Source organism: Sutcliffiella cohnii (genome assembly GCF_002250055.1).
Taxonomy (GTDB): domain Bacteria; phylum Bacillota; class Bacilli; order Bacillales; family Bacillaceae_I; genus Sutcliffiella; species Sutcliffiella cohnii.
Genome location: NZ_CP018866.1, coordinates 2844815 through 2865701, shown reverse-complemented (window position 1 = coordinate 2865701; position 20887 = coordinate 2844815). Strand labels below are relative to the sequence as shown.

29 protein-coding genes are annotated in these 20887 nt (G+C 35.5%); 25 read left to right on the top strand and 4 right to left on the bottom strand.

Going from position 1 to position 20887, the window contains the following annotated elements:
* The first annotated feature begins 22 nt into the window (after positions 1–22).
* The 14 genes from BC6307_RS14325 (at position 23) to BC6307_RS14275 (ending at position 10475) form a co-directional block, all read left to right on the top strand.
* Complete coding sequence (locus tag BC6307_RS14325) at positions 23–466, top strand: VOC family protein (RefSeq protein ID WP_066414444.1); 444 nt, start codon at positions 23–25, stop codon at positions 464–466.
* 149 nt (positions 467–615) lie between these two features.
* Positions 616–1176, top strand: coding sequence for a DEAD/DEAH box helicase family protein (locus BC6307_RS14320; RefSeq protein WP_066414446.1), 561 nt, complete (start codon positions 616–618; stop codon positions 1174–1176).
* Between the two features lie 69 nt (positions 1177–1245).
* Entirely contained in the window at positions 1246–2529 is a 1284-nt protein-coding gene (locus BC6307_RS14315; protein WP_066414449.1) for a Zn-dependent hydrolase, read from the top strand.
* A gap of 66 nt (positions 2530–2595) precedes the next feature.
* Positions 2596–2769, top strand: a complete 174-nt coding sequence (locus tag BC6307_RS24815; protein WP_157076619.1) for a hypothetical protein — start codon at positions 2596–2598, stop codon at positions 2767–2769.
* Between the two features lie 83 nt (positions 2770–2852).
* Positions 2853–3470, top strand: coding sequence for a hypothetical protein (locus tag BC6307_RS14310; protein ID WP_066414452.1), 618 nt, complete (start codon positions 2853–2855; stop codon positions 3468–3470).
* Positions 3451–3912 (top strand): NUDIX domain-containing protein, encoded by a 462-nt coding sequence (locus BC6307_RS14305; RefSeq protein WP_066414454.1) that lies wholly within the window; start codon positions 3451–3453, stop codon positions 3910–3912. Before BC6307_RS14310 ends, BC6307_RS14305 begins: the two co-directional genes overlap by 20 nt.
* Positions 3913–4359, top strand: a complete 447-nt coding sequence (locus BC6307_RS14300; RefSeq protein ID WP_066414456.1) for a GNAT family N-acetyltransferase — start codon at positions 3913–3915, stop codon at positions 4357–4359.
* Between the two features lie 11 nt (positions 4360–4370).
* On the top strand, positions 4371–4508 hold the full coding sequence (locus BC6307_RS24810; RefSeq protein WP_157076620.1) for a hypothetical protein: 138 nt from the start codon (positions 4371–4373) through the stop codon (positions 4506–4508).
* Positions 4505–5773, top strand: coding sequence for a DUF2785 domain-containing protein (locus tag BC6307_RS14295; RefSeq protein WP_066414457.1), 1269 nt, complete (start codon positions 4505–4507; stop codon positions 5771–5773). Before BC6307_RS24810 ends, BC6307_RS14295 begins: the two co-directional genes overlap by 4 nt.
* A 131-nt stretch (positions 5774–5904) precedes the next feature.
* Positions 5905–6792: an ABC transporter ATP-binding protein gene (locus tag BC6307_RS14290; protein ID WP_066414459.1), complete on the top strand. Its 888-nt coding sequence runs from the start codon at positions 5905–5907 to the stop codon at positions 6790–6792.
* A complete protein-coding gene (locus tag BC6307_RS14285) occupies positions 6789–9338 on the top strand; it encodes an ABC transporter permease subunit (RefSeq protein ID WP_066414461.1) in 2550 nt (849 codons plus the stop codon). Before BC6307_RS14290 ends, BC6307_RS14285 begins: the two co-directional genes overlap by 4 nt.
* Before the next feature lie 166 nt (positions 9339–9504).
* Entirely contained in the window at positions 9505–9813 is a 309-nt protein-coding gene (locus BC6307_RS14280; RefSeq protein WP_066414463.1) for a hypothetical protein, read from the top strand.
* Between the two features lie 77 nt (positions 9814–9890).
* Positions 9891–10067: a hypothetical protein gene (locus BC6307_RS25110; protein ID WP_169714887.1), complete on the top strand. Its 177-nt coding sequence runs from the start codon at positions 9891–9893 to the stop codon at positions 10065–10067.
* A gap of 30 nt (positions 10068–10097) precedes the next feature.
* Complete coding sequence (locus tag BC6307_RS14275) at positions 10098–10475, top strand: hypothetical protein (protein ID WP_157076621.1); 378 nt, start codon at positions 10098–10100, stop codon at positions 10473–10475.
* 17 nt (positions 10476–10492) lie between these two features.
* On the opposite strand, the gene proC is transcribed toward BC6307_RS14275, so the two are convergent.
* Positions 10493–11329, bottom strand: coding sequence for a pyrroline-5-carboxylate reductase (proC, locus tag BC6307_RS14270; RefSeq protein ID WP_066414468.1), 837 nt, complete (start codon positions 11327–11329; stop codon positions 10493–10495).
* Positions 11330–11817: 488 nt separating this feature from the next.
* Between proC and BC6307_RS14265 the strand changes: the two genes are divergently transcribed.
* The 3 genes from BC6307_RS14265 to BC6307_RS14255 all read left to right on the top strand — a co-directional run bounded on the left by BC6307_RS14265 (position 11818) and on the right by BC6307_RS14255 (position 14247).
* Positions 11818–12807, top strand: coding sequence for an MBL fold metallo-hydrolase (locus BC6307_RS14265; RefSeq protein WP_066414470.1), 990 nt, complete (start codon positions 11818–11820; stop codon positions 12805–12807).
* A 10-nt stretch (positions 12808–12817) separates the two neighbouring features.
* Complete coding sequence (locus tag BC6307_RS14260; RefSeq protein WP_066414578.1) at positions 12818–13609, top strand: SDR family NAD(P)-dependent oxidoreductase; 792 nt, start codon at positions 12818–12820, stop codon at positions 13607–13609.
* 86 nt (positions 13610–13695) lie between these two features.
* Positions 13696–14247 carry a DUF3221 domain-containing protein gene (locus tag BC6307_RS14255; protein WP_066414472.1) on the top strand — a complete coding sequence of 184 codons (552 nt, stop codon included), beginning with the start codon at positions 13696–13698 and terminating at the stop codon, positions 14245–14247.
* Positions 14248–14338: 91 nt separating this feature from the next.
* Here BC6307_RS14255 and BC6307_RS14250 read toward each other — a convergent pair whose 3' ends face one another.
* Positions 14339–14527: a hypothetical protein gene (locus BC6307_RS14250; RefSeq protein WP_066414474.1), complete on the bottom strand. Its 189-nt coding sequence runs from the start codon at positions 14525–14527 to the stop codon at positions 14339–14341.
* A gap of 198 nt (positions 14528–14725) precedes the next feature.
* Here BC6307_RS14250 and BC6307_RS14245 point away from each other — a divergent pair, with 198 nt between their 5' ends.
* The 4 genes from BC6307_RS14245 to BC6307_RS14230 all read left to right on the top strand — a co-directional run bounded on the left by BC6307_RS14245 (position 14726) and on the right by BC6307_RS14230 (position 18365).
* A complete protein-coding gene (locus tag BC6307_RS14245) occupies positions 14726–15244 on the top strand; it encodes a sigma-70 family RNA polymerase sigma factor (RefSeq protein WP_235858089.1) in 519 nt (172 codons plus the stop codon).
* On the top strand, positions 15237–16559 hold the full coding sequence (locus tag BC6307_RS14240; RefSeq protein WP_066414477.1) for a DUF4179 domain-containing protein: 1323 nt from the start codon (positions 15237–15239) through the stop codon (positions 16557–16559). Before BC6307_RS14245 ends, BC6307_RS14240 begins: the two co-directional genes overlap by 8 nt.
* Positions 16560–16781: 222 nt before the next feature.
* Positions 16782–18023 (top strand): Y-family DNA polymerase, encoded by a 1242-nt coding sequence (locus BC6307_RS14235; protein WP_066414580.1) that lies wholly within the window; start codon positions 16782–16784, stop codon positions 18021–18023.
* A 15-nt stretch (positions 18024–18038) separates the two neighbouring features.
* Positions 18039–18365, top strand: coding sequence for a YolD-like family protein (locus tag BC6307_RS14230; RefSeq protein ID WP_066414479.1), 327 nt, complete (start codon positions 18039–18041; stop codon positions 18363–18365).
* 42 nt (positions 18366–18407) lie between these two features.
* Here the strand turns inward: BC6307_RS14230 and BC6307_RS14225 are convergent, their stop codons facing one another.
* Positions 18408–18650 (bottom strand): HPr family phosphocarrier protein, encoded by a 243-nt coding sequence (locus BC6307_RS14225; RefSeq protein WP_066414480.1) that lies wholly within the window; start codon positions 18648–18650, stop codon positions 18408–18410.
* Positions 18651–18769: 119 nt separating this feature from the next.
* A complete protein-coding gene (locus BC6307_RS14220) occupies positions 18770–18982 on the bottom strand; it encodes a CDGSH iron-sulfur domain-containing protein (protein ID WP_066414483.1) in 213 nt (70 codons plus the stop codon).
* A gap of 157 nt (positions 18983–19139) precedes the next feature.
* On the opposite strand from BC6307_RS14220, the gene BC6307_RS14215 reads away from it, so the two are divergent.
* The 4 genes from BC6307_RS14215 (at position 19140) to BC6307_RS14200 (ending at position 20848) form a co-directional block, all read left to right on the top strand.
* Positions 19140–19469: an iron-sulfur cluster biosynthesis family protein gene (locus BC6307_RS14215; protein WP_066414485.1), complete on the top strand. Its 330-nt coding sequence runs from the start codon at positions 19140–19142 to the stop codon at positions 19467–19469.
* Between the two features lie 6 nt (positions 19470–19475).
* Complete coding sequence (locus tag BC6307_RS14210; RefSeq protein ID WP_066414487.1) at positions 19476–19718, top strand: DUF2552 family protein; 243 nt, start codon at positions 19476–19478, stop codon at positions 19716–19718.
* Positions 19719–19913: 195 nt separating this feature from the next.
* Positions 19914–20432, top strand: a complete 519-nt coding sequence (locus BC6307_RS14205; protein WP_066414489.1) for an RNA polymerase sigma factor — start codon at positions 19914–19916, stop codon at positions 20430–20432.
* On the top strand, positions 20429–20848 hold the full coding sequence (locus tag BC6307_RS14200) for an anti-sigma factor family protein (protein ID WP_066414492.1): 420 nt from the start codon (positions 20429–20431) through the stop codon (positions 20846–20848). Before BC6307_RS14205 ends, BC6307_RS14200 begins: the two co-directional genes overlap by 4 nt.
* Positions 20849–20887: the final 39 nt, after the last annotated feature.

Below are 20887 nucleotides of genomic sequence, written 5' to 3'. Positions count from 1 at the left end.
AAAAAACGAGGAGGATATAGAAATGAATAGAGTAAATATAATAACACTTGGTACGAAAAATATCGTGGAGTCGCATGAGTTTTTTAAAAAGATTGGTTTTGACACGTCTGTAAGAGGACCAGAAGAAAGTCCATTTATCATCTTTTTTAGAAATGAAGGCTCTAGAATTGCCTTATATCCATTAGACGAATTAGCGGAAGATGTAAATAAAGATAACCCGCCAGAAATAAAAGGTGGTTTTCCAGGGATTACGTTAGCTTATAATGCGAAGTCAATCGATGAGGTAGATAACATGATGAAGCTAGCTGAATCAGCAGGAGCAACTATAGTGAAGCAACCTACAAAAACCGATTGGGGTGGCTATGGTGGTTATTTCACGGACCTAGATGGCTACTATTGGGAAGTTGCTTACGGAGAAGATTGGGAGTTTGATGAGTCGAATATGTTAGTTATTGAGGATATGTAAGCTAGTTTTGGAAGGTTGCCATTAGCGCAACCTTCCATTTTTATTTGTTTTTAACTTATTAATGAAAAAATATTAAAATTGCTTTACTCTCGCATTCTAGAAAAGTTATAATATGGTAATTATTCTTTTCAAGACAAGGAGGAGAAAGCATGAAGTTCGTTTTAATTTTCGGCCCACAAGCAGTTGGGAAAATGACAGTCGGACAAGAATTAGAAAAGCTTACTAGTCTAAAACTATTTCATAACCATATGACGATTGATTTAGTTAGCCACTTTTTTAGTTATAGTACAAAAGAAGGGAAGAGACTTGTAAACTTATTTCGAGAAGAAATATTTAATGAGGTTGCGAAAAGTGATTTAGAAGGCTTAATCTTCACGTTTGTTTGGGCATTCAACTTGGAATCGGATAAGGAATATGTCGACCGCATTGCGAAAAAGTTTGAAGACAATGGTGGAGAAGTTTTTTACGTTGAGCTAGAAGCAAACTTGGAAGAAAGGCTTGTTCGAAATAAAACACCACATCGTCTTGCGCATAAGCCATCGAAAAGAAATTTAGAATGGTCGGAAAATGACTTGAAAAGTAGTGTAGAAAAGTACCGACTTAATTCTTTACCTGGAGAAATACAAAAGAAAAACTATGTGAAAATTGATAACACAAACTTAAGTCCAGCTGAAGTAGCAATTATGATAAAAGATACGTTTAAAATGTAAATTGAAATAGCGGAATTTTCATAAAATAAGTGCTATAATGCTTCTATCTATAAAAAGGAGATTGATAGAATGACTTTACTAAATAAATTACTACATAATTATGACATAACGCTTGATAAAGCAGGAGTAAGTGGTACAAGACTTGCTCAACGGTTAGATTCCCTTTCTAAAATTGGACCAACTCCTGAGGGAGGCTCCTTTAGGTTAGGGCTATCACTGGAAGAAAAACAAGCGAAAGAATTAGTAAAGACATGGATGAAAGAGGCTGGCCTTGAAGTGACAGAAGATGGAGCAGGTAATGTTTTCGGGAAATTAGAAGGAAAGAACTCTAGTCTTCCGTCTATTTGGACAGGTTCACATGTCGATAGTGTTCCAAATGGTGGTCATTTCGATGGCCCACTCGGTGTATTAGCTGCTTTAGAAGTAATCGAAGCTTGGAAAGAAACAGGGTTTCAACCAAACCGAAATGTCGAAGTTGTTATTTTTACCGATGAAGAAGGATCACGGTTTTATAGCGGTTTAATGGGTAGTCGAGCAGTTACTGGAGAAATTGAATATAACGTACAGTTTGAAAGAGTTGATTCGGAAGGAACAACATTTTCACAAGCTTTAGAGGCGTATGGTAGTAACAGGGAACAATTCAAAAAAGCAAAAAGAAATATGGAAGAAGTTGAGCTTTTTGTCGAAGTCCATATTGAACAAGGAAAGCAACTAGAAAAGGCGAATATGCCTGTAGGGATTGTAACCGGTATTGCGGGGCCTTACGTCATGGAGGTTCATTTTTCTGGGGTAGCTGGTCATGCTGGAAATACTCCGATGAATGACCGCACCGATGCACTTGTTACTGCTAGTGAGTTTATATGTAAAGTGGAAACGTTACCTGCGCAAATTAGTTCAACGGCCGTAGCCACAGTTGGAAAACTTTTCGTAAAACCAAATGGGGTAAACGTAATACCTGGCCAAGTCGAGCTCTTTGTTGATATTCGTGACATTGATGAGGAAAATCGTGATAAGTTAGTCGACCTTGTTCATCAAGCAGCATACGAAATTGCCACAAACCGAGGCGTAGAAGCAAAAGTAGTCGAGCACCTGAGAATTCCGCCGGTACCTATTCGTCAAGAGTTACAAGAAAAATTGAAAAGTGTTCTAGAAAACTATGGAATCGAACCAACATATATTCCGAGTGGAGCAGGTCATGATGCGATGATTTTAGGAAATAAAGTTCCTGTTGCAATGATATTTGCTCGAAGTAAGGATGGAATTAGTCATAATCCGAAAGAATGGACGACTTTGAATGATTGTGTTTATAGTGTTCATGTGTTAAAAGATTTTATTGAAGAAATCAGTGATTAAAAATAGTTTCTGAATATTAAGATATATGTTATACTGGATATCAATGGAAAACGCGGAGGTGAGTAAATGCCGTTCTGGGGCTGGCTACTTCTAGTCGTTGGAGCTTTCCTTATTTTTGGGTATTTAGTGGACAAATTTTCTAAAAGTCAAAGAAACATAACAGGTGGAAATCATATAGATTCAATAAAAACAGATGCACAAAATGACATATTCAATCGCGATCGAAATAGTACATTTTAATTCCTTCATATGCTATTGCGACTTTCTTTTAAAGAAGGTCGCTTTTTTTCGGAATTTATTAGAGAAAAAACGAGGGGGATCCTATGCTTTTTCATTATCATTTTTGGACACCATATGTTGAGGAAACGGAAAAGTTTTATAAAGATTTAGGATTTGTTGTTACATTGCGAACTGGTAAATACGAAGGGGAATTTCAAGCTTTTCATCCTCCGTTAACTTGGGACGATTTTAGAGAGAAGAAGATACTCTTTCGAATTATTGAGATGAGGAAAGGCTCTATCAACATTACATTTGGCTTCGGTAAAGAAGTGAAGTTTGACCATATCGGTTTTTTAATAAGTGAGGAGGATCATGAATCATTCTGCACGCGTGCAAAACAATTAAATTGGGATGTAAATGTCGGGGAACGAAGAACCTTTCTTTCAACTCCATATGGCTTTAAAGTAGAACTCCAAACAGATAGTAGTGTAATCGAAGGTGGAAACATAAGGTTAAAGTATATACAAATAGGCACAACTAAAAAGGGGCTCGAACAAGATTTATATACTATTTTCCAAAAAACTATGAATTGTATACTTAGCTCACAATCAAAAGAATTGTTAATGAAGGAAGCAGTATTTGATGGAGTAGCTAATTTAAAAATTGTTGACCCGAACGGAGTAAGACTATTAGGTATGCTAGATGAATACGATAAAAAATAATGGCTATACATTTATTAAATTTATAGAAATGAAGGAAGAAATGATTATTAATTATCCTTTATCCGGTTCCTTTGCTGTTGTTGTCTTTAATGATAGGTTACTACTTTGCTATAACACGTTCCGAAAACAGTGGGAACTACCGGCTGGTCATAGAGAATTAGGTGAGACACCGAAAAATTGTGCGATTCGAGAGCTTTTTGAAGAAACAGGTCAAAAAGTAAATGAACTTCAATTTTGGGGGCTTCTCGTATCCGAAAATGAGAAAAATTATACGATTAAATACAATCCTGTTTACTATTCTTCAATTGAAAAACTTTCACCGTTTTTAGTAAATGATGAAACAACACGCATTACACTTTGGGACGGTAAAAGTGAGTTGGGACCTATAGATAATGTGGATTTTGAGTTAATCAAAGTCATTCTTCTCGCAAAGGGGGATTAGATGCTAATAAGAAAAGCCGTAGAACAAGATGTTGGTAAATTAAATGCTGTTGCATATATGTCTAAAGCTTATTGGGGGTATTCAAAGGAGTTTCTAGACAAGAGTAATGCCAGTATCACGGTGACAAAAGAATACTTAGAAGAGTACCCTACATACATTTTGGAATTAAATGAAAACATCATTGCGTTTTATAGTTTTTCTTTTCAGCCTAATAGATTAGAAGCGATGTTCATTGAACCTAACTATATTGGAAAAGGATTTGGTAGGTTACTTTGGAGTGACGTTATGCAAAAAGCTAAACAATTCAATTGGACTGAGTTTGTGTTAGATAGTGATCCGAACGCTGAAGGGTTCTATATTCGAATGGGAGCAAAGAGATTAGGAACGATACCATCGCCAGTCATACCTAATCGAGTGTTGCCAGTTATGCAAGTAAAGGTGGAATGAAAAATGAATAAGTGGATGGTGCAGCAGCTATTTGTATAAATGAAAACAATCAATTATGGAAGTCGATAGAAGAAATAGAACAATTAGAACTATCCTTTCCAGAAGATAAACAGTTTTACTTACAGCAATTAAAGGGGAAAAATTCATGAATATATTATTTGTATGTACAGACAATTTTACAAGAAGTGTAGTGGCTGAACTTTGTTTAAAACATTATATTAAGGAAAATAATATCGACTCGATTAAGGTGGCTTCTGCTGGTGTGAGAGCTAACAGCGACACTAGTAAATATTCTTCCATCCATTTCGACCGGATGAGGGAATTAAATATTGATACGTCGAGTTTTAAGAGAACACCTTTTAAACATAATTTTTTTGAATATTACGATTTTATCATTACTATGGGTATCGAGCATAAAAAATATTTTGAAGAAACATATGGTCGAAAAATTCACTTGTTTAATGAGATTTTGCTAGGAGAAGAAACGTCGTTAGTCGTTCCTCCGCCGGACAAAGATGGGAAGTATTTGTTAGAGATTAATAAAATGGTAGATACTCTTCATGAAGCAATGCCACTCTTTGTTGTGAAGTTAAAAGAATTACAAGTAAAGAGAAAACTAAAGAGCATTGATTTTTCAAACGTAAAAACTGAGGTTGTTTCTCTTGTTTTAGACGATATGCTTCAACATATTGGATCTAATGATGGTGAATTACGTGATGAACTCATATATTCTATGCTTGGAAAATTAATACTTGGTGATTATCTAAAAACTGAGCAAATGACATCTGTTTTACGTATATGTCTCAGTGAAGACTACTTATTTTATGAAGTCGGAGAATTTAATCGTGATTCTGTATTTAAAAGAGCGTTTTCTTCATTAGTAGTTACTTTAATTTTAATAAAAGACAAGCAGCAACCATTCCTAACAACAGAAACAGTGAGAGAGACTATAAACCTAGCAATTTCGTATATGCAACAAGAAAAGGATGTTCGTGGACATGTGGATGGAAAAGGGTGGGCTCATGCCATTGCACATGGAGCGGACCTTATAGATGCTGTGGTTAACCATCCGTCTTTTTCGATAGTAAAAGCAAGAGAAATTTTAAATGTGATAGGAAACAGTTTACTCTGTAACGAAATTTATATTGATGACGAAGACGAGCGGCTTACTGTTCCGGTTGTTTCTCTTTTACAAAAAGGAATTTCAGAAGAGACAATCATTGACTGGCTTACCAGCCTTTTTAAGGAAACGCACGATGGATTACAATTGAACGATTTTAGAAAACGAACAAACCTCTCAAACTTTTTTAAGACGTTATATTTCCATTTTTTATTCAAAAATTCAGGAGCAATGATTAGGCAAACAATCGAGAGTCTATTAAAAAATAAACAAGGAACCGTAACTAGTTTATAGGTCATCACGACTTTTGGGTTAAAGTAGTATCCTTTTTAGTTTGTCCTTTTTTGAAATAGAAGTGCCATGGGCATAATAAAATAAAATTAACATAATTACGGGAAAATATTCATGAGTTATAGGAGGTTGAAATGATTCTACAAGTTCAAAACATCCACAAATCATATGGAAAACAAAAAGTATTAAAGGACATTACGTTTACAATAGACAAACCGGAAATTGTTGCACTAGTTGGACCTAATGGTTCTGGGAAATCTACCTTACTTAGTATTATTACGAATCTACTTTCTGCAGAAAGTGGGGAAGTTAGAATATTAAATCGAACGAACAAAGACTTGGGAATTTTTAGAGAAATTTCTTTTATGCAAGATAACACAGTATTGTATGACTATTTAACAGGATTCGACCACCTTCAATTTATTGCTGACTTACAAGGTCTCACAAAAGAACAAATTATGGAGAATGCTGAACGTATTGGTATAACAAGTTATTTGCATAAAACCGTAAGTAATTATTCGCTTGGAATGAAGCAGCATTTATTACTTGCTATGGCAACACTCAATAGGCCGAAACTACTAATCTTGGACGAGCCACTAAATGGTTTAGATCCAACAAGTTCTATAAAAGTAAGAAATCTTTTGATTGAATTGAATAAAGAAGGGACAGCTATTCTTCTTTCTTCTCATAATTTAGCTGAAATTGATCGTGTAACTTCCAGAGTTTTGTTTTTAAAAGATGGTACTTTAATGGATGAGGATCTCTCTCAATTTGAACAAGCCTGCTATTTAATTACTGTTAATCAACCATTATATGCAGTGGAGTTATTACAGAAGTCTGGGATACAAACAGTGGAATCAAATGAAAAGTTATCGATCTATTCGAATGATACCTCTATACATGAGGTAATATCTCTTTTAGTAAAAAACGAATTAACTATTCTAGATATCGAGAAGAAAGTGATAGGTTCGGAGGATCGCTACCGAAAGATTTTTGAAGCGGAAAAGGATATTGCTCTATGAAGCTACTAAAATTTGAACTAAAGAAATTGTGGAAGCAAAAAAAATTCTATTGGTTATTATTTATTATTTTTATTAGCTCGGTTGGGTTATTTTACACCAATTATTCCGTTTATGAGGAGAAACAAAAACGTGCAATAGAAATAACCGATATGTATTTGGAGGAAATAAACGGTATTAGACATGGTTTAGAAGAACTGCGTAGGCAGGACGCTTTATCACCCATTCAAGAACAACAATTAGAAATTATTATTGAGATGAATGGTTCACTTCTTCCTTGGAGATATGCAATTAACCAAGAAAATTGGGAGAGAATACCACAATTACAAAGTACGTTTTTACAACTTTTACAAGAATATGTTAGCCACGATGGAGAGTTCCCGTTATTACAAGGTATAGAGTTAGAGAGTGCGATACAGAAAAACGAATGGCTCATTGAACATCAACTATCATACGAAGATGAAATTTTTCCAGTATCACCTCATCTTTTCGTGTTAGAGAATACTTCTTTTCTCTTTGGAATCATTGGTCTAAGTGTACTGCTTTTATTATTAGGAAACATTGTCACGATTGAAAAAGAACAACATACAATCTTCACATTAAAAACACAACCAGTCCGTAAGTGGGAACAAACATTATCTAAATTTGGTAGTTTACTATTTGTTCACATTATCTTTGTAAGCACTGCACTTTTATTAGGAATTTTATTCCCATTATTATTCACTAATTACAAGCTAGAACTTGCCTATCCGATGCCGCTTATTTCAGATAATGAAGTCACCATTATCCCTATTTATATTTTTTTAATATATAGAGTCATTATGTTTACTTTTGCAAGTTGGTTTGTTTTTTCCCTCATTCTTTTTATTAGTAATTGGTTGAAAGATTCATTTACTACGTTAATGAGCATCGCTGTAATACTAGGTATTGCGTTAGTCGTAACAGAATACTTTCCAATGCTACTTTCACCGTTTAATCCATTATACTATTTTAGTTCTTCAAGAGGGGAGTTAGTTCAAAACAGTATTGTAGCCTATAGTATTTCGACAGGGATTGTGACTTGCTTTCTACTATTGTTTAGCATTATTTTCCAAGAAAAAGCATTAGGTTCCCAGCAAGGGGACGGAATGAAAAAGCCATTTCGTAAAGGTGAGACAATAAGTGGAAATAAATTAAGAAATATATTCGTATTTGAATGGAGAAAGCTCGTCAGAAGAAAATTATTTATCCAAATGAATGTAGTATTACTTTTACTTTTATTCGCTGGATATTATTTGCTCGCTCAGCAGTCTATACAAAAGGAGCGTACATTTATTCAAAACATCGAGCAGTCCATTGAATTTTTCGGAAATGAAGAAAATCATATAGCTCCGTTAAATCATTACAAGGAGATGGCGGAAACACAAGAAGAACATAGGGAGTTTTATGAGGGTTTAATAGCGCTCGAAGAAATGAAAATCGAATATTTCCAAGAATATAGTATGTTAATGGAGGACGCACTTGATCGCTATGTAAATAATAATTGGGATAAGTTTTATGAGTACTTACTGCATGAAAACCGAGTGAGAAATCAAGAAGAAGGTATTTATGAAATAAGTCAAATTTCTCACGATTATGACCTTGCTGGAAGATTTACTGTAGAAGTAAGTATTGAGGAAAAACTCTGGCTCATGGAAAACAACGTACGTCCGTTATTCCCTGGAACTCTTATTCCGACGATTCACCACTATTTTGGAAAAAATCAGGAAGGCTATGAATATTTCGTGGAGCAAAATACAAAAGTGGATCATAGTGGCTTATATTCTCTTTATTTATTGTTTCAAAACCATGGTCAATTAGCTCCAATTTTCCTGTTACTATTTTTACTTGGTGGTGGTATCGCAACAGAAAGAGGAAAAAAACGGACACTTTCATTGCTGAAAACATTACCGATAGCAGAAAAGCAAATTTATATCGGTAAATTGCTTCACTCCATTGTCGTTTCCACACTGAATTTACTAGGCGTATTTGCGGTTATAGTTTTAATAGGTGCTGTTTTTAATAGATTGGGTGACTGGTACTATCCAATTCTTAAATATCACAGTTTTAGTTATACAAATTCAAATAAATTTACAGGGAGCAGTGTGGAAGGGTATGGCTATGAATTTTTACCTTTAGGTGAATATTTACTCCATACAATAACACTAACTATATTGGTACTGTTGTTTTTACTAACTTTTACTATTCTTCTATCTACTCTATTTAAAAATACACTTTCTGTATTTGCGACTGCTGGCATGATATTCATTAGTGGTTATGTATTAACGAATCACTTCCTAACTGAAAAAGCACATTTCTCACCTTTCGTTTATTTTAATATCCCGAAAATTACGAACGGAGAAGTGGCTACTATTTTAGATAACGAAAAGGTGAATGTTATATCAGGGAGCGTTGTTTTGTTTTTAACATCTAGCACTTTCGCCTTGATTGGTTATTATTTATTATGGAGGAAAAATAAGATAGATCGTTTAGAAGTTAAAGAAAGATCAACGGTAAATAAGAGTTTTTAAAAGCTAGAATATGATTTGTGCCGTAAAAACCAGTTAATGGTTGTTACGGTTTTATTGTATTTAAATGATATTCAGCATAAATACGTGTATTTTCCTCAAAATTGAAACTTAGCTATCCAAGTAACCGTCTAACGAGTAATACTTTCAAAAAATGATGGGGTACCCAATGAAAAAAATAATCATTGCTGTTACTGTAGTTCTCGTATTCCTTGTTGCGTTATTTGGTCCATTCAATGTTTACCATTACGTTTCAGCTGAAGAGATAGTGAAGCGAACTTCCTTTGTTTTTGAAATGATTTATGAAGGTGATAATTGGGAAGTAACAGAAGTTGAATATTTGGGGAGACAGACGTACTATGTGAAAATGCAAAACGAGGATACATATATTATCCAAATTAATGGCAACAAGTATCATCTGGAAGTAGACGTTTATTCTGGTGGACAATCATACGGGGTGTTCCTTGAGTATCTTTAAGTATTAGCATCAGTTAAATTGCATAACAGCATTATTATTAGCTAACAATATGGGAAAACCATACGGAAGGTGACACCATGGATAAAAAGAAAAAAGAGCCTATGTTTCAAAGTGGAGAATTAACAGAAGAAGAGTTAAAAGGATATTACGGAATGGATCCGGAACAGAGTTTACTTTCAGTTAATTTTGCTACGACGGAAAATACATATTTAAACGAACATTATAGTGAGGATACTAAAGAAGGTGAGGAGTAGATACAATACTCCTTCATACAAGGAGTGTTGATGTTGCGATCATCTACTAGATTACTAGTTATACTCATCATGTTCTTACCAATAATAGGGTGTGGCGTTTCGGATGGGAAAGTAACTGTAAGAGATGTACTAAAGACTAATAGTGAGGCAGATATAATAAAGTATAACAATAGTGTATATTCTAATGTGACCAATTCAGAGTGGTTTCAAAATCATAAGAATCTATATAAAAAGGGGGAAGAAGTAGGGGAGGTTCGTAAACAATCGACCAATTCTTTTACGTTTTCTAATTTTACTGCTTCCAAACTACCTAAGGGTACGAAAATTTATTCTGCTAACGAAAGCGGATTATTAATTGTAGAGATAGAAAAGGAGATTCTTTATTATATTGAACTGATAGGAGGATAACACTATCCTCCTATCCATTATATTTTCGTATCTTCCAATTCTCTTATCAACATATCCCCAAGTTCACGAGAGCGTTCTGTCGCCCGCTTCACGCAAGCTTGAATAGCCTCTGCTGTTTCTGATTGTTGTAAGATAGAAATACCTGCTTCCGTTGTACCGCCTGGACTTGTTACTTCTCTTCGCAGTTGTGCTGGTTCCTTTTTAGTTCTTCCTAACATCTCCGCTGCTCCTAACAACGTTTGCTGTATAAGTTTTCTTGCCACCTCATGTTCCAATCCTTGTTCAAGAGCGGCTTTCTCTAACGCTTCTGCAACGTAATAAACATAAGCTGGACCACTTCCAGATAAACCTGTTACGGCATGTAATTGATCTTCCTTTACAATCGAGCATGATCCAATGGCAGAAAATAACGTCCTTGCAAATTCATACTCATCCTCGGTTACATTTTCACCGACAGAAATGGCGGTAGCCGATAACCCAACGGTAGCCGATGTATTAGGCATCGCGCGAATAACACGAACTTCTTTTTGTAATAATTGTTGTATGGACTCTATCGAAACTCCAGCTAAAACAGAAATAATTAACGTATCATTATTAACGTAAGAAGCTATCGATTGTAACGCTTCTTTCGCGTCCTTTGGCTTTATCGCAAGAAAAACTACATTTGCTTCCGACACTGCTTTTTCTTTATTTGTTTCAGTGGTTACGCCATAAATTCTGGCAATAAGGTTTAGCCGTTCTACGTCTTGTCTATTCGTAACGGAAATATCACTCGGGTTTGCAATCCCCCTTTTTATTAAGCCACTAATAATCGCTTCTGCCATCGATCCAGCACCGAGAAATGCAATCTTCATGCTTATTCACCAACTTTCTAATATATTTTTAAATATAAAAAGACCAATCTGTCCTATAAAAAAGGACGGATTGGTCTTGTATCCGCGGTACCACCTTCATTGGCTCAAAATAAAAGCCCTGCTTTAAATTCCTGTATCGTAGGAAGGACGATTAAGTTTCCTTAATTGCTCCAGGGTAGGTTCAAGAAAGTAGTGGACGAGGAAGTCTTTCAGCCGGTGAACTTCCATCTCTTATCATCATTTCATTCTTTACTAATCCCTATCGTCACGTTTACGTTTAATTAAATTTTTATCATTATGCAACGTTTACGCTATCTTGTCAATAGATAAATGTTTGTTTTTCGTGTAACCTATTTTATAAATATAATTTTAAGGAAAGAAATTTTATAAAAACACTAGATTTTTTCATGAAAATAGTACATTCTAGAAATGAATTAGTATTCATTTCGTAAAGTAATCTTATTGTAAAAAAGCAAGGGAGATAAAAAATGGTGAAAGTTACAAGTAAGCAACAAATACAACAAATTACAATTCCAACACCGTTTCCAGTGGGGGATGTTCATACATATGTCATCTTAGGGGAAAAGGTGACACTCGTTGATGCAGGGGTGCGGACGAAAGAAGCATGGGAATATTTTAAACAAGAGTTAAATGTTATTGGCTTAACACCGGATGATATTGATCAAATCGTTGTCACGCATCAACACCCTGATCATGTCGGGTTAATTGATTTTTTTCGTAAAGACATCCCAGTAATCGGCCATGAAAGATCGCATCTTTGGATGATAAAGGATGAAGCTTATTTAAAAACACATACCGAGTTTTATTTATCCATACTTTCAGAAGCAGGGGTAGACCAACGCTTTTTTCCATTAACGGAAAAAGTGAACGATATGCTTCATTTTTCTTGTAATCGAGGACTTACCGATTTAGTCGATGAAGGAGACTCCGTTCAAGGATTAGATGGTTGGAAAGTACTTTATACTCCTGGACATTCTAGTGCACATATCAGCTTATGGCATGAAGAAAAAGGAACACTCATTGGTGGAGATGTTTTACTTGCGCATATTTCACCTAATCCTCTTATTGAACCTTGTTACCCTGGAGAAGATGAAAGAAGAAAAGCGTTAGTGGAATATATAGCTTCTTTAGAAAAGTTGAGCTTATTACCAATTCGTCAAGTTTTGCCTGGACACGGTGATATTATTTCAAATGCAAAAGAGCTAATAGAAGAAAGATTACGAAAGCAAGAAAAACGTGCGGAAAAAGTACTAGCTTTTATTCGCAAACAACCGAGAACTGCTTATGAGGTATGTGTACACCTTTTTCCAACCGTATATGAAAAACAGCTAATGTTAACGTTATCGGAAACAATAGGTCAATTAGATTATTTAGAGGATGCAAAAATGATAGAGGTAGATAGAAATAATGTACCGCATCAGTATCGAGGAATAATCAATGAAAGCAATAAGGGTTAGAGGTGCAAAAATGGGAAAACTTATGAATAAAAATATTGTCATTACAGGTGCTTCCTCTGGTATTGGGGAAAAGGTTGCACGGAAGGTGGCAGAGATGGGAGCTAGACCTATCTTACTAGCGAGATCTAAAGAGAAGTTGCAAAGCTTAAGTGAACGAATTAATCGTTTAACTTCCGTAAACTGTCTATTTTATCAACTGGATGTTAGTGATTCGGAGCAAGTAAAAGTTGTCTTTAACCGCATTATGGAAGAAGTAGGGCACATTGATATTCTTGTAAACAATGCGGGGTTTGCTATATTTGATGCATTTCATGAGGCTAGTTTAGAAGATATGGATAATATGTTTAAGGTTAATGTGCTCGGATTAATGGCATGTACGAAGGAAGTTCTCCCTTCTATGATGGAAAGGAACAGTGGTCATATTATTAATATTGCTTCACAAGCAGGTAAGCTAGGGACACCTAAATCAAGTGGTTATGCAGCTACTAAACATGCTGTATTAGGTTTTACGAATAGTCTTCGTATGGAGCTTGCAAAAACAAATGTTTACGTTTCAGCAGTGAACCCTGGACCAATCGAAACGAGCTTTTTTGATGTTGCCGATAAATCGGGAAACTATGTTAACTCAGTCAAAAAATATATGCTTAAACCAGATTACGTTGCAGAAAAAATAGTCCAACTAATGATGAATCCTAAACGTGAACTTAATTTGCCTAGATGGATGAATGTTGGAAGTGTTCTATATAATTTGTTTCCTAATTTGGCAGATAAACTAACTGGAAATCTGTTGAATAAAAAATAATTATTAAAGTTTCTTAAATGTAAAGTAGGTAGTAACCTTGTAACTTTTATCGCATCTTTTCGTCCATTTATATAGAGGTGATAAAAATGAAATATATGAAATTCTTTCTTTTCGTTAGCTGTTTTTTCTTATTAATGGCTTGTGGAACAACGAATAATGGTGCAACAAATGGTGGTACTGGTTCAGATCAAGACGATCCAGCACAAGAGGAAGAAGGGGTAAAAGATTTAACAGGGCACATTGTATCCATTGATGGAAACCGCATCCTCGTTACTGGTGAAAATGCTCACAATAGTGTTTCTGCTACATGGTATACAATAGATGATAATACGCTCATTACGCTTGCTAGTGGTAGAGAGCCTGGTATCGTATTGCAGGTTGGCATGAAAGTAGAAACGTGGAACACAGGAATTGTATTAGAGTCTTTTCCTTCCCAAGCAAGTGCTGTAAAAATAATCGTAGATGATAGCCAACCATTAAAAGAAAGAGAAGCGATTGAACAGGCACTTAGTGAAGTCGATCCGAGTCAACCTTGGTTAGTAGCAACGGTTGAGGAGGAAGGGGATATGTATAAGGTTACATTGAAAAACCTTCTCTCCGATGACGAAGAAGTTGAAATAGAAGTGAAAGTTGAATAAATAAATGGTAAAAGGGATGCACTCTAGTGAAGGCATCCCTTTTGGCTTTTCCTATAAACTCTCGAAATATAGAACTTTATCTAAGCAACGTTTATATATTCCTATTAAATAATGCGACGACTCCTCTGAAAATAAGAACAGAAGAAAATAGCAGAACTGTTAATACGCCGACGATGAAAGCTAAAGGTTCTACAGGTGCTAAAAATCCTGTTAACGGAACTCTAGTTAATGCAAATCCAGCTAGTATACACGCTAAAAAGATAAGTGGATATTGATTCAACTTAATCCCTCCTTTAATATTTTATATTCTACACGGTACGTAAATGGCACGGCCAATCATTACCATTTTCACCGTGGAAACGATACTTGCTTTAAAGATGTATTTTTTTAATCAAAATAAGTTCTTCAAAACTTTTTTCTGCTTTATACTGTCTAATGTGTAAATAGGGATGGAATGTCTTATAGAGGAGTGGCAACAGTGCAAACAGAACTAGTGAAAAAAGCCAAAAAGGGAGATGAAGATTCGTTTTATACGTTGATGGTCCACCATAAAGATCAACTATATCGGATTGCATACGCTCATTTAAAAAATGAACAAGACTCATTAGAAGCAATACAAGAAGTAACCTTCCGTGCTTTTAAAGCGATAAAAAAATTAAAAGAACCACAATATTTTTCCACATGGCTCATTCGGATTATGATGAACTATTGCAGTGATGAACTAAAGAAGAAGAAAAAAGTAATCCTTCAAGGCGAACAATTTGAAGTACCAACTACGGATCAACATCCGCTTCATTTAGAAGTAGCTGAAGCGGTGAACAATCTAGATGAGCCTTACCATACGGTTATCTACTTAAAGTATTTAGAGGATTTAAAAATAAAGGATATTGCGGTAGTGATGGATACGCCGGAAGGGACAGTTAAAACATGGCTATCGAAAGGATTACAGATGCTTCGTAGTTATTTCAATGAAAAAGGAGGGAAGAATCATGTTTGAGAAGGAAGAGGGAAAATTAGAAGGATTAAGAAAAAAGTATAACGATATTCCGATTCCACCAAATGTGGATGAATACATTTTAAGCGGCATTAGAAAAGAAAAAAGAAGAAGAGCCACAACTAGATGGAAATGGGGGGCAATAGCTGCCAGTATTTTTTTCATTGTCATGTTAACTTCGATTAGAGTTTCTCCCACGTTCGCTGACTATGTAAGCTCCATTCCTGGACTGCAAAAAATTGTAGACATTGTTCGTAATGACAAAGGTTTAGTAGCAGCTATCGAAAATGACTACATGCAGGAAATTAACAAGTCAGTGGAGAAAAACGGTATTACATTAACGGTCGATGCAATTATTATGGATGAAGACGTCTCGTTGCTTTTTTACACAATTGTAGCTGATCAAGACTATCCTTCGCTTTTCTTAAATGACCCAACATTAATTTCAGAAAGTGGAGAGGATTTGCAGTTAGGCTATAGTTATAGTAGTCATTCAGAAATAAAAAAAAATGAGCCAGTTACCGGTATTTTAACTATTGCTGATTATAAACATGGTTCTATTCCCGAATCCTTACAATTCCGTACGAACATTAAAAACGACTTTAGCGATGTTGTGGAAGATTTACACGTTTCCTTTTCTTACGATAAAGAGAAGTTCGCAAAGATAAAAAAGGTGTATGAAGTGGATCAAACGATAACGGTGGAAGATCAAAAAATATATGTAGACCGAATGGAAATTCGCCCAACAAGAATTGTCGTTTATGTGGAGTACAATAACGAGAACAAGCAAGAAATTTTCGGTTTTGATGATATCCAGCTTGTAGATGGAAATGGAGAAGTTTGGACCCCTACCGATGGCTTAGTATATGATAAGTTAGATGAAAATAAAATAGCTCTAAATTTTCAAAGTAACTATTTTGCGGAACCAAATGAGTTGTTTTTAACATTTACATCCCTTCGTGCACTCCCGAAAGAAGAAATCGAAGTGACGATTGATTTAGAAAAAAACAAAATAGTAAATGCCCCAAAAGATGGTAAACTTGCATTCGTCGATAGCTCTTTTTGGGACGTAACATTTGAATTAATGGTGGACGAACAAGATTATTACCACCATAGACCTCTATTTCACTCGACTTTTACGGATGCAAATGGGAAAGAATATTCCTTCAATAATAGTTCCGGCTCCTCTACAGAAGAAGGTATTCATGTGAAAACGATGGGTGGAGTGAACATGAATGAAGTAGCAAGCCCAATTACATTGACTATTAGTGACTATCCAAACCGTCTACGTAAAGACGTTCGACTACAATTAAAATAAAGCGGAAAGGGTGAAGTCCTTTTCCGCTTTTTCCTTTTTATTTACTTATATACTTTTACACAGCATATTGACATTAGCAGTTTTCTTGTAGTGCAAAGTACCGTTTGCTTTAAAAAATTTCCATTGAAAGAGAACGTATATTCGGTTATGATATAGAATATAATAAATACGAACAAACATTCTGTTAGTGAGGGATGAAACGTGGAGATTGATTACAACGAGATGCCTAACAACAAGACTTTATGCGTAGATATGAAAAGTTTTTACGCAAGTTGCTCAGCGGTAATGCTTGGATTAGACCCGATGACATGTTATTTGGCAGTTGTCGGTAATACAGAAAGACAAGGGAGTGTAGTACTAGCAGCTTCTCCAAAATTAAAAAAAGAATTCGGTATTAAAACAGGGTCCAGAAGATTTGAAATCCCAAATGACCGACGAATTCAAGTCGTAAACCCCCAAATGGCAACGTACTTACGTATTTCAACCGAAATTACAAGATTATTTAATCGTTACGTCCCGAAAGAATCGATTCATACGTATAGTGTTGACGAGAGTTTTTTACAAGTGGACGGAGTGGAATCAATTTGGGGAGATGCCGAAACGATTGCATGGAAAATAAAAGATGGGATTGAAAGGGAGTTTCAATTACCGTGTGCAGTTGGGATTGGTCCGAACATGTTAATGTCGAAGCTCTGTCTTGACCTCGAGGCGAAGAAAAAAGGAGTAGCCGAGTGGACGTATAGCGATGTGAAAACAAAACTATGGAAAGTTTCTCCGCTTCGTGAAATGTGGGGGATTGGCTCTCGTGTGGAAAAAACGTTAAATCGAATGGGAATTTTTAATGTCGGGCAGTTAGCTAATTATCCGTTAGAGTTACTGGAGAAAAAATTTGGTATTATGGGCAACCAACTGTACCATCATGCGTGGGGAATTGACTTTTCACAACCGGGGGCTCCGCTCATGCAAGGCCAAATTAGCTTCGGTAAAAGCCAAATACTATTGCGCGACTATCATGATCCGAAAGAGATTAAGCGTGTGCTTCTTGAAATTTGTGAAGAAGTAGCAAGAAGAGCTCGTCAACACAATAAAGCAGGTCGAACGGTGAGCCTCGGTATTGGTTACAGTAAAGAAGAGTTTGGTGGTGGATTTCATCGTTCCAAGACGATAGAGAGCCCAACTAACATTACAATGGATATTTATGAAACGTGTCTAGAGCTGTTTGAAAAATTTTATGAAGGAAAAACAGTTCGACAAATTTCAGTCTCACTTTCTAACATAGTGGAAGATAGCGAAATACAATTAAGTTTATTTGAGCTCGATCGTCCGAAAAGGCGTCAGCTCGGCTATGTTATGGACCAAATTCGTCATAAACACGGCTCAGCTAGCTTACTAAGAGCGGTATCTTACACGGCTGCAGGGACAGCGAAGCATCGAAGTACATTAGTTGGTGGACATAAAGCATAATAGGAGTGAAGCGTTTTGATTCGTGATAGAGGGAGTATAAAGTGGACAGCAATGATGTTACCAGAACATGTAAAGCTGTTAAGAGATTGGGCAAAGGAAGATAATGATGTAACAAAGCCGCAACTAGATGAGCAACATGTTGATTATATGAACGAGCAAATAGGAGAGGCGATGGAAATAGGTAGTGAAGTGACGATTACGTATTACGAGAAAAAGCGATATCATCTATTTATCGGCACAATTCACCATGTTGATCCGATAAAATCTCGATTACACGTAGTGGACAAATTTGGAGAAGCATCGTATTTACCGTTAGAAAACATTTTAGACATTACAGGATAAATAAAAAAAATGGGACTGCCTTCGTTAGACAGCCCCAATTTGTCATGATTTTTTTTCAAACATTCCTAACTGTAATAGTGCTTCAATCACTTCTGTACCTTCATCTGCTGTAATTTCTACTTCTTGGCCAGGTTGAAGAGCTAGGGCTAATAAGCCTAGTAAACTTTTGGCGTCAATTACCCAATGTTCTTTTTTAAAAAGTACTGTTCCAGAATAAGAGCTCGTTGTATTGACAACTTTGCTAGCTGCTTCACCGAAAATCGGCTTTAATACAGTAACTACCATAATTATTTCTCCTTTTATTAAGGGATTTGTTAGTTATATTTTAGTATAGAGAGCGAAGAGAAACAATAAATAGAAAGAAGAAAATCTGTCTAAAAAGCAACAGATTTTCTTAAAAATAATTATTCATCTAGTACCTTTTTTGCGCGAACGCAAGAGTCAAATTGACCTTTATGATTTCCGTCACAAAAAGGTTTTTTCTCCGATAAGCCACATCGACATAACGAAAAAGTAGATTTCGTTTCAAACACATTTCCATCTGCATCGATTAACTCGACATCGCCTGTTACACGTAAAGAGCCATTATCATTTACTTTAATTTGTACTTTTGCCACAAGAGAAAACCTCCATTATTTACAATATTATTAACCATAGTACTCAAAAGCGCTTGTATAAATTCCATTCTACATCATACACGAAAAGTCGTGAGGCTAATCATTCATTTGAAAAATATGTTACAATCAGACGTATAAACGTAATGGAGGAATGAACGTGAACGTAACTTTTACAGAAAAAGCACTTGTTAAAATAAATGAAAAATTTAATGGCAATGATAATAAATGGCTTAAAATAAAATATGATACTGAAGGCTGTGGGTGTGTTGTAAGTGGAGTATCCGCGTTATGGATTACTCCTGAGAAAGAAGAGGATGATATTGTTGTGGAGTCTAATGTGGAAGGGCTATTAATGGAAAAATCGAAACTTGTCTTTTTTGACGAAGATATGACCGTTGATTTTGTAGACTCAGCGAACAGCTTTATGCTCAAATGTCCTAGCCAAATTTTAAACCCACGCATGTCATTAAGAGTAGTCGGAGGATAAGAACGAATGAAAGGTAAGTTGAACTCGTTAAAAAATATTGCCCTATCTAAAACGTGGGCATCGTTTATAAATCAGAATCACCCGTATAGTTTAATGCATTGGTCGATTGGTGGGGCACAAGCTGAAGAAAAAGATGTATGGTTACTTCAAGACGAAGTAACATTTGAAGTACAAGAGTTCCCAACGATAGATGAAGCGATTGATTGGATAAGTAACAATATGGACGACATTACAGATGTTTTAGGGTAAGAACAAAAAAGCCTGTTACGAAGGAATTCCTCGTAACAGGTTTTTTTAGTTGAATAAAGCACACACAGTCAATCATTTGGAGCATCACTAATATAAATTAAAATTTTTTTAAAAAAACTGTAGGGCATTCTCGATTTCATTTCGTCTATATAAGTAGAGAAAAAAAGAAAGGGGGGAGAGCACATCGAAAAGAAAATGATAGAAAAGGCAAAAGCGGGGAATGAACAAGCTTTTACCTTTTTAATAGAAACATATAAAAATTACGTATATCAAGTTATTTATCCAGTTTTACGAAACGAAAAAGATGCAGAGGACGCACTACAAGAAGTATGGATGAAGCTATTTGACGCTCTTCCCCAATATACAGGTCAAGGCTTCAAAACGTGGTTAGCTCGTATTGCCATGAACCATGCCATTGATATGAGGCGGAAGAAACAGCGGTTACGGGAAGTGGTAGAAGAACAGCTAGAAACGGAAAAGGTAGAAGACACTGAAAAACTACTATTAAAAAAAGAGAGTAAAGAAGTTGTTCATCGTAGATTGCAAGAAATGCCAGAAAATTACCGAGATGTTATAACAGCCTATTACATACGTGAAAAAAGTTATAAAGAAATTGCCCATGAACAAAACATAGAAGTGAAAACAGTCGAAACGAAGTTATACCGAGCAAGAGTATGGATGAAGAAGCATTGGAAGGAGGAAGATTTTTCGTGAATCATTACACACAAGAAGAGTGGCTAGCTTATATTCAAGATGAGTTGTCGGAAGATAGGAGAACTATTCTAGAAGATCATCTATACTCCTGTGACCAATGTTTACACGTATATTTAGAGCAACTAAACTATGTTTCGGATACGTTACCGATGTTATCGGAAGAAGAACAGAATGTGGTACCAATCGAAACGAAAAAGATGCCATTTTACCAACATTCTATCTTTCATTATACAGTGGCTGCAGCGATTACGTTTCTTTTACTTACATCTGGTATGTTCCATAGTATGATTGGTTTTGCTTCCAATATAGAGGAAAGTACAGTCCAAAATAGAGAAGAAGCAGTATCAAAAAATGTGATGAACAAAGCACTATCATTTCTTGAATTAATAGAAAGAAAACATAAGGAGGAAAAATAATTGAACAATAAAAGTCCATTTGTAGCGTTCTTTCTCTCA

What these genes read in the sequence shown, in the direction of transcription:
- BC6307_RS14300 (WP_066414456.1), top strand. Translation starts at nt 3,913, where the DNA reads ATGCTAATAAGAAAAGCCGTAGAACAAGATGTTGGTAAATTAAATGCT.
- proC (WP_066414468.1), bottom strand. Translation starts at nt 11,329, where the DNA reads ATGAAGATTGCATTTCTCGGTGCTGGATCGATGGCAGAAGCGATTATT.
- BC6307_RS14320 (WP_066414446.1), top strand. Translation starts at nt 616, where the DNA reads ATGAAGTTCGTTTTAATTTTCGGCCCACAAGCAGTTGGGAAAATGACA.
- BC6307_RS14235 (WP_066414580.1), top strand. Translation starts at nt 16,782, where the DNA reads ATGCCTAACAACAAGACTTTATGCGTAGATATGAAAAGTTTTTACGCA.
- BC6307_RS14260 (WP_066414578.1), top strand. Translation starts at nt 12,818, where the DNA reads ATGGGAAAACTTATGAATAAAAATATTGTCATTACAGGTGCTTCCTCT.
- BC6307_RS24815 (WP_157076619.1), top strand. Translation starts at nt 2,596, where the DNA reads ATGCCGTTCTGGGGCTGGCTACTTCTAGTCGTTGGAGCTTTCCTTATT.
- BC6307_RS14225 (WP_066414480.1), bottom strand. Translation starts at nt 18,650, where the DNA reads ATGGTAGTTACTGTATTAAAGCCGATTTTCGGTGAAGCAGCTAGCAAA.
- BC6307_RS14265 (WP_066414470.1), top strand. Translation starts at nt 11,818, where the DNA reads ATGGTGAAAGTTACAAGTAAGCAACAAATACAACAAATTACAATTCCA.
- BC6307_RS14305 (WP_066414454.1), top strand. Translation starts at nt 3,451, where the DNA reads ATGAATACGATAAAAAATAATGGCTATACATTTATTAAATTTATAGAA.
- BC6307_RS14205 (WP_066414489.1), top strand. Translation starts at nt 19,914, where the DNA reads ATGATAGAAAAGGCAAAAGCGGGGAATGAACAAGCTTTTACCTTTTTA.
- BC6307_RS14240 (WP_066414477.1), top strand. Translation starts at nt 15,237, where the DNA reads ATGTTTGAGAAGGAAGAGGGAAAATTAGAAGGATTAAGAAAAAAGTAT.
- BC6307_RS14295 (WP_066414457.1), top strand. Translation starts at nt 4,505, where the DNA reads ATGAATATATTATTTGTATGTACAGACAATTTTACAAGAAGTGTAGTG.
- BC6307_RS14210 (WP_066414487.1), top strand. Translation starts at nt 19,476, where the DNA reads ATGAAAGGTAAGTTGAACTCGTTAAAAAATATTGCCCTATCTAAAACG.
- BC6307_RS14290 (WP_066414459.1), top strand. Translation starts at nt 5,905, where the DNA reads ATGATTCTACAAGTTCAAAACATCCACAAATCATATGGAAAACAAAAA.
- BC6307_RS14315 (WP_066414449.1), top strand. Translation starts at nt 1,246, where the DNA reads ATGACTTTACTAAATAAATTACTACATAATTATGACATAACGCTTGAT.
- BC6307_RS14275 (WP_157076621.1), top strand. Translation starts at nt 10,098, where the DNA reads ATGTTGCGATCATCTACTAGATTACTAGTTATACTCATCATGTTCTTA.
- BC6307_RS14310 (WP_066414452.1), top strand. Translation starts at nt 2,853, where the DNA reads ATGCTTTTTCATTATCATTTTTGGACACCATATGTTGAGGAAACGGAA.
- BC6307_RS14325 (WP_066414444.1), top strand. Translation starts at nt 23, where the DNA reads ATGAATAGAGTAAATATAATAACACTTGGTACGAAAAATATCGTGGAG.
- BC6307_RS25110 (WP_169714887.1), top strand. Translation starts at nt 9,891, where the DNA reads ATGGATAAAAAGAAAAAAGAGCCTATGTTTCAAAGTGGAGAATTAACA.
- BC6307_RS14280 (WP_066414463.1), top strand. Translation starts at nt 9,505, where the DNA reads ATGAAAAAAATAATCATTGCTGTTACTGTAGTTCTCGTATTCCTTGTT.
- BC6307_RS14285 (WP_066414461.1), top strand. Translation starts at nt 6,789, where the DNA reads ATGAAGCTACTAAAATTTGAACTAAAGAAATTGTGGAAGCAAAAAAAA.
- BC6307_RS14255 (WP_066414472.1), top strand. Translation starts at nt 13,696, where the DNA reads ATGAAATATATGAAATTCTTTCTTTTCGTTAGCTGTTTTTTCTTATTA.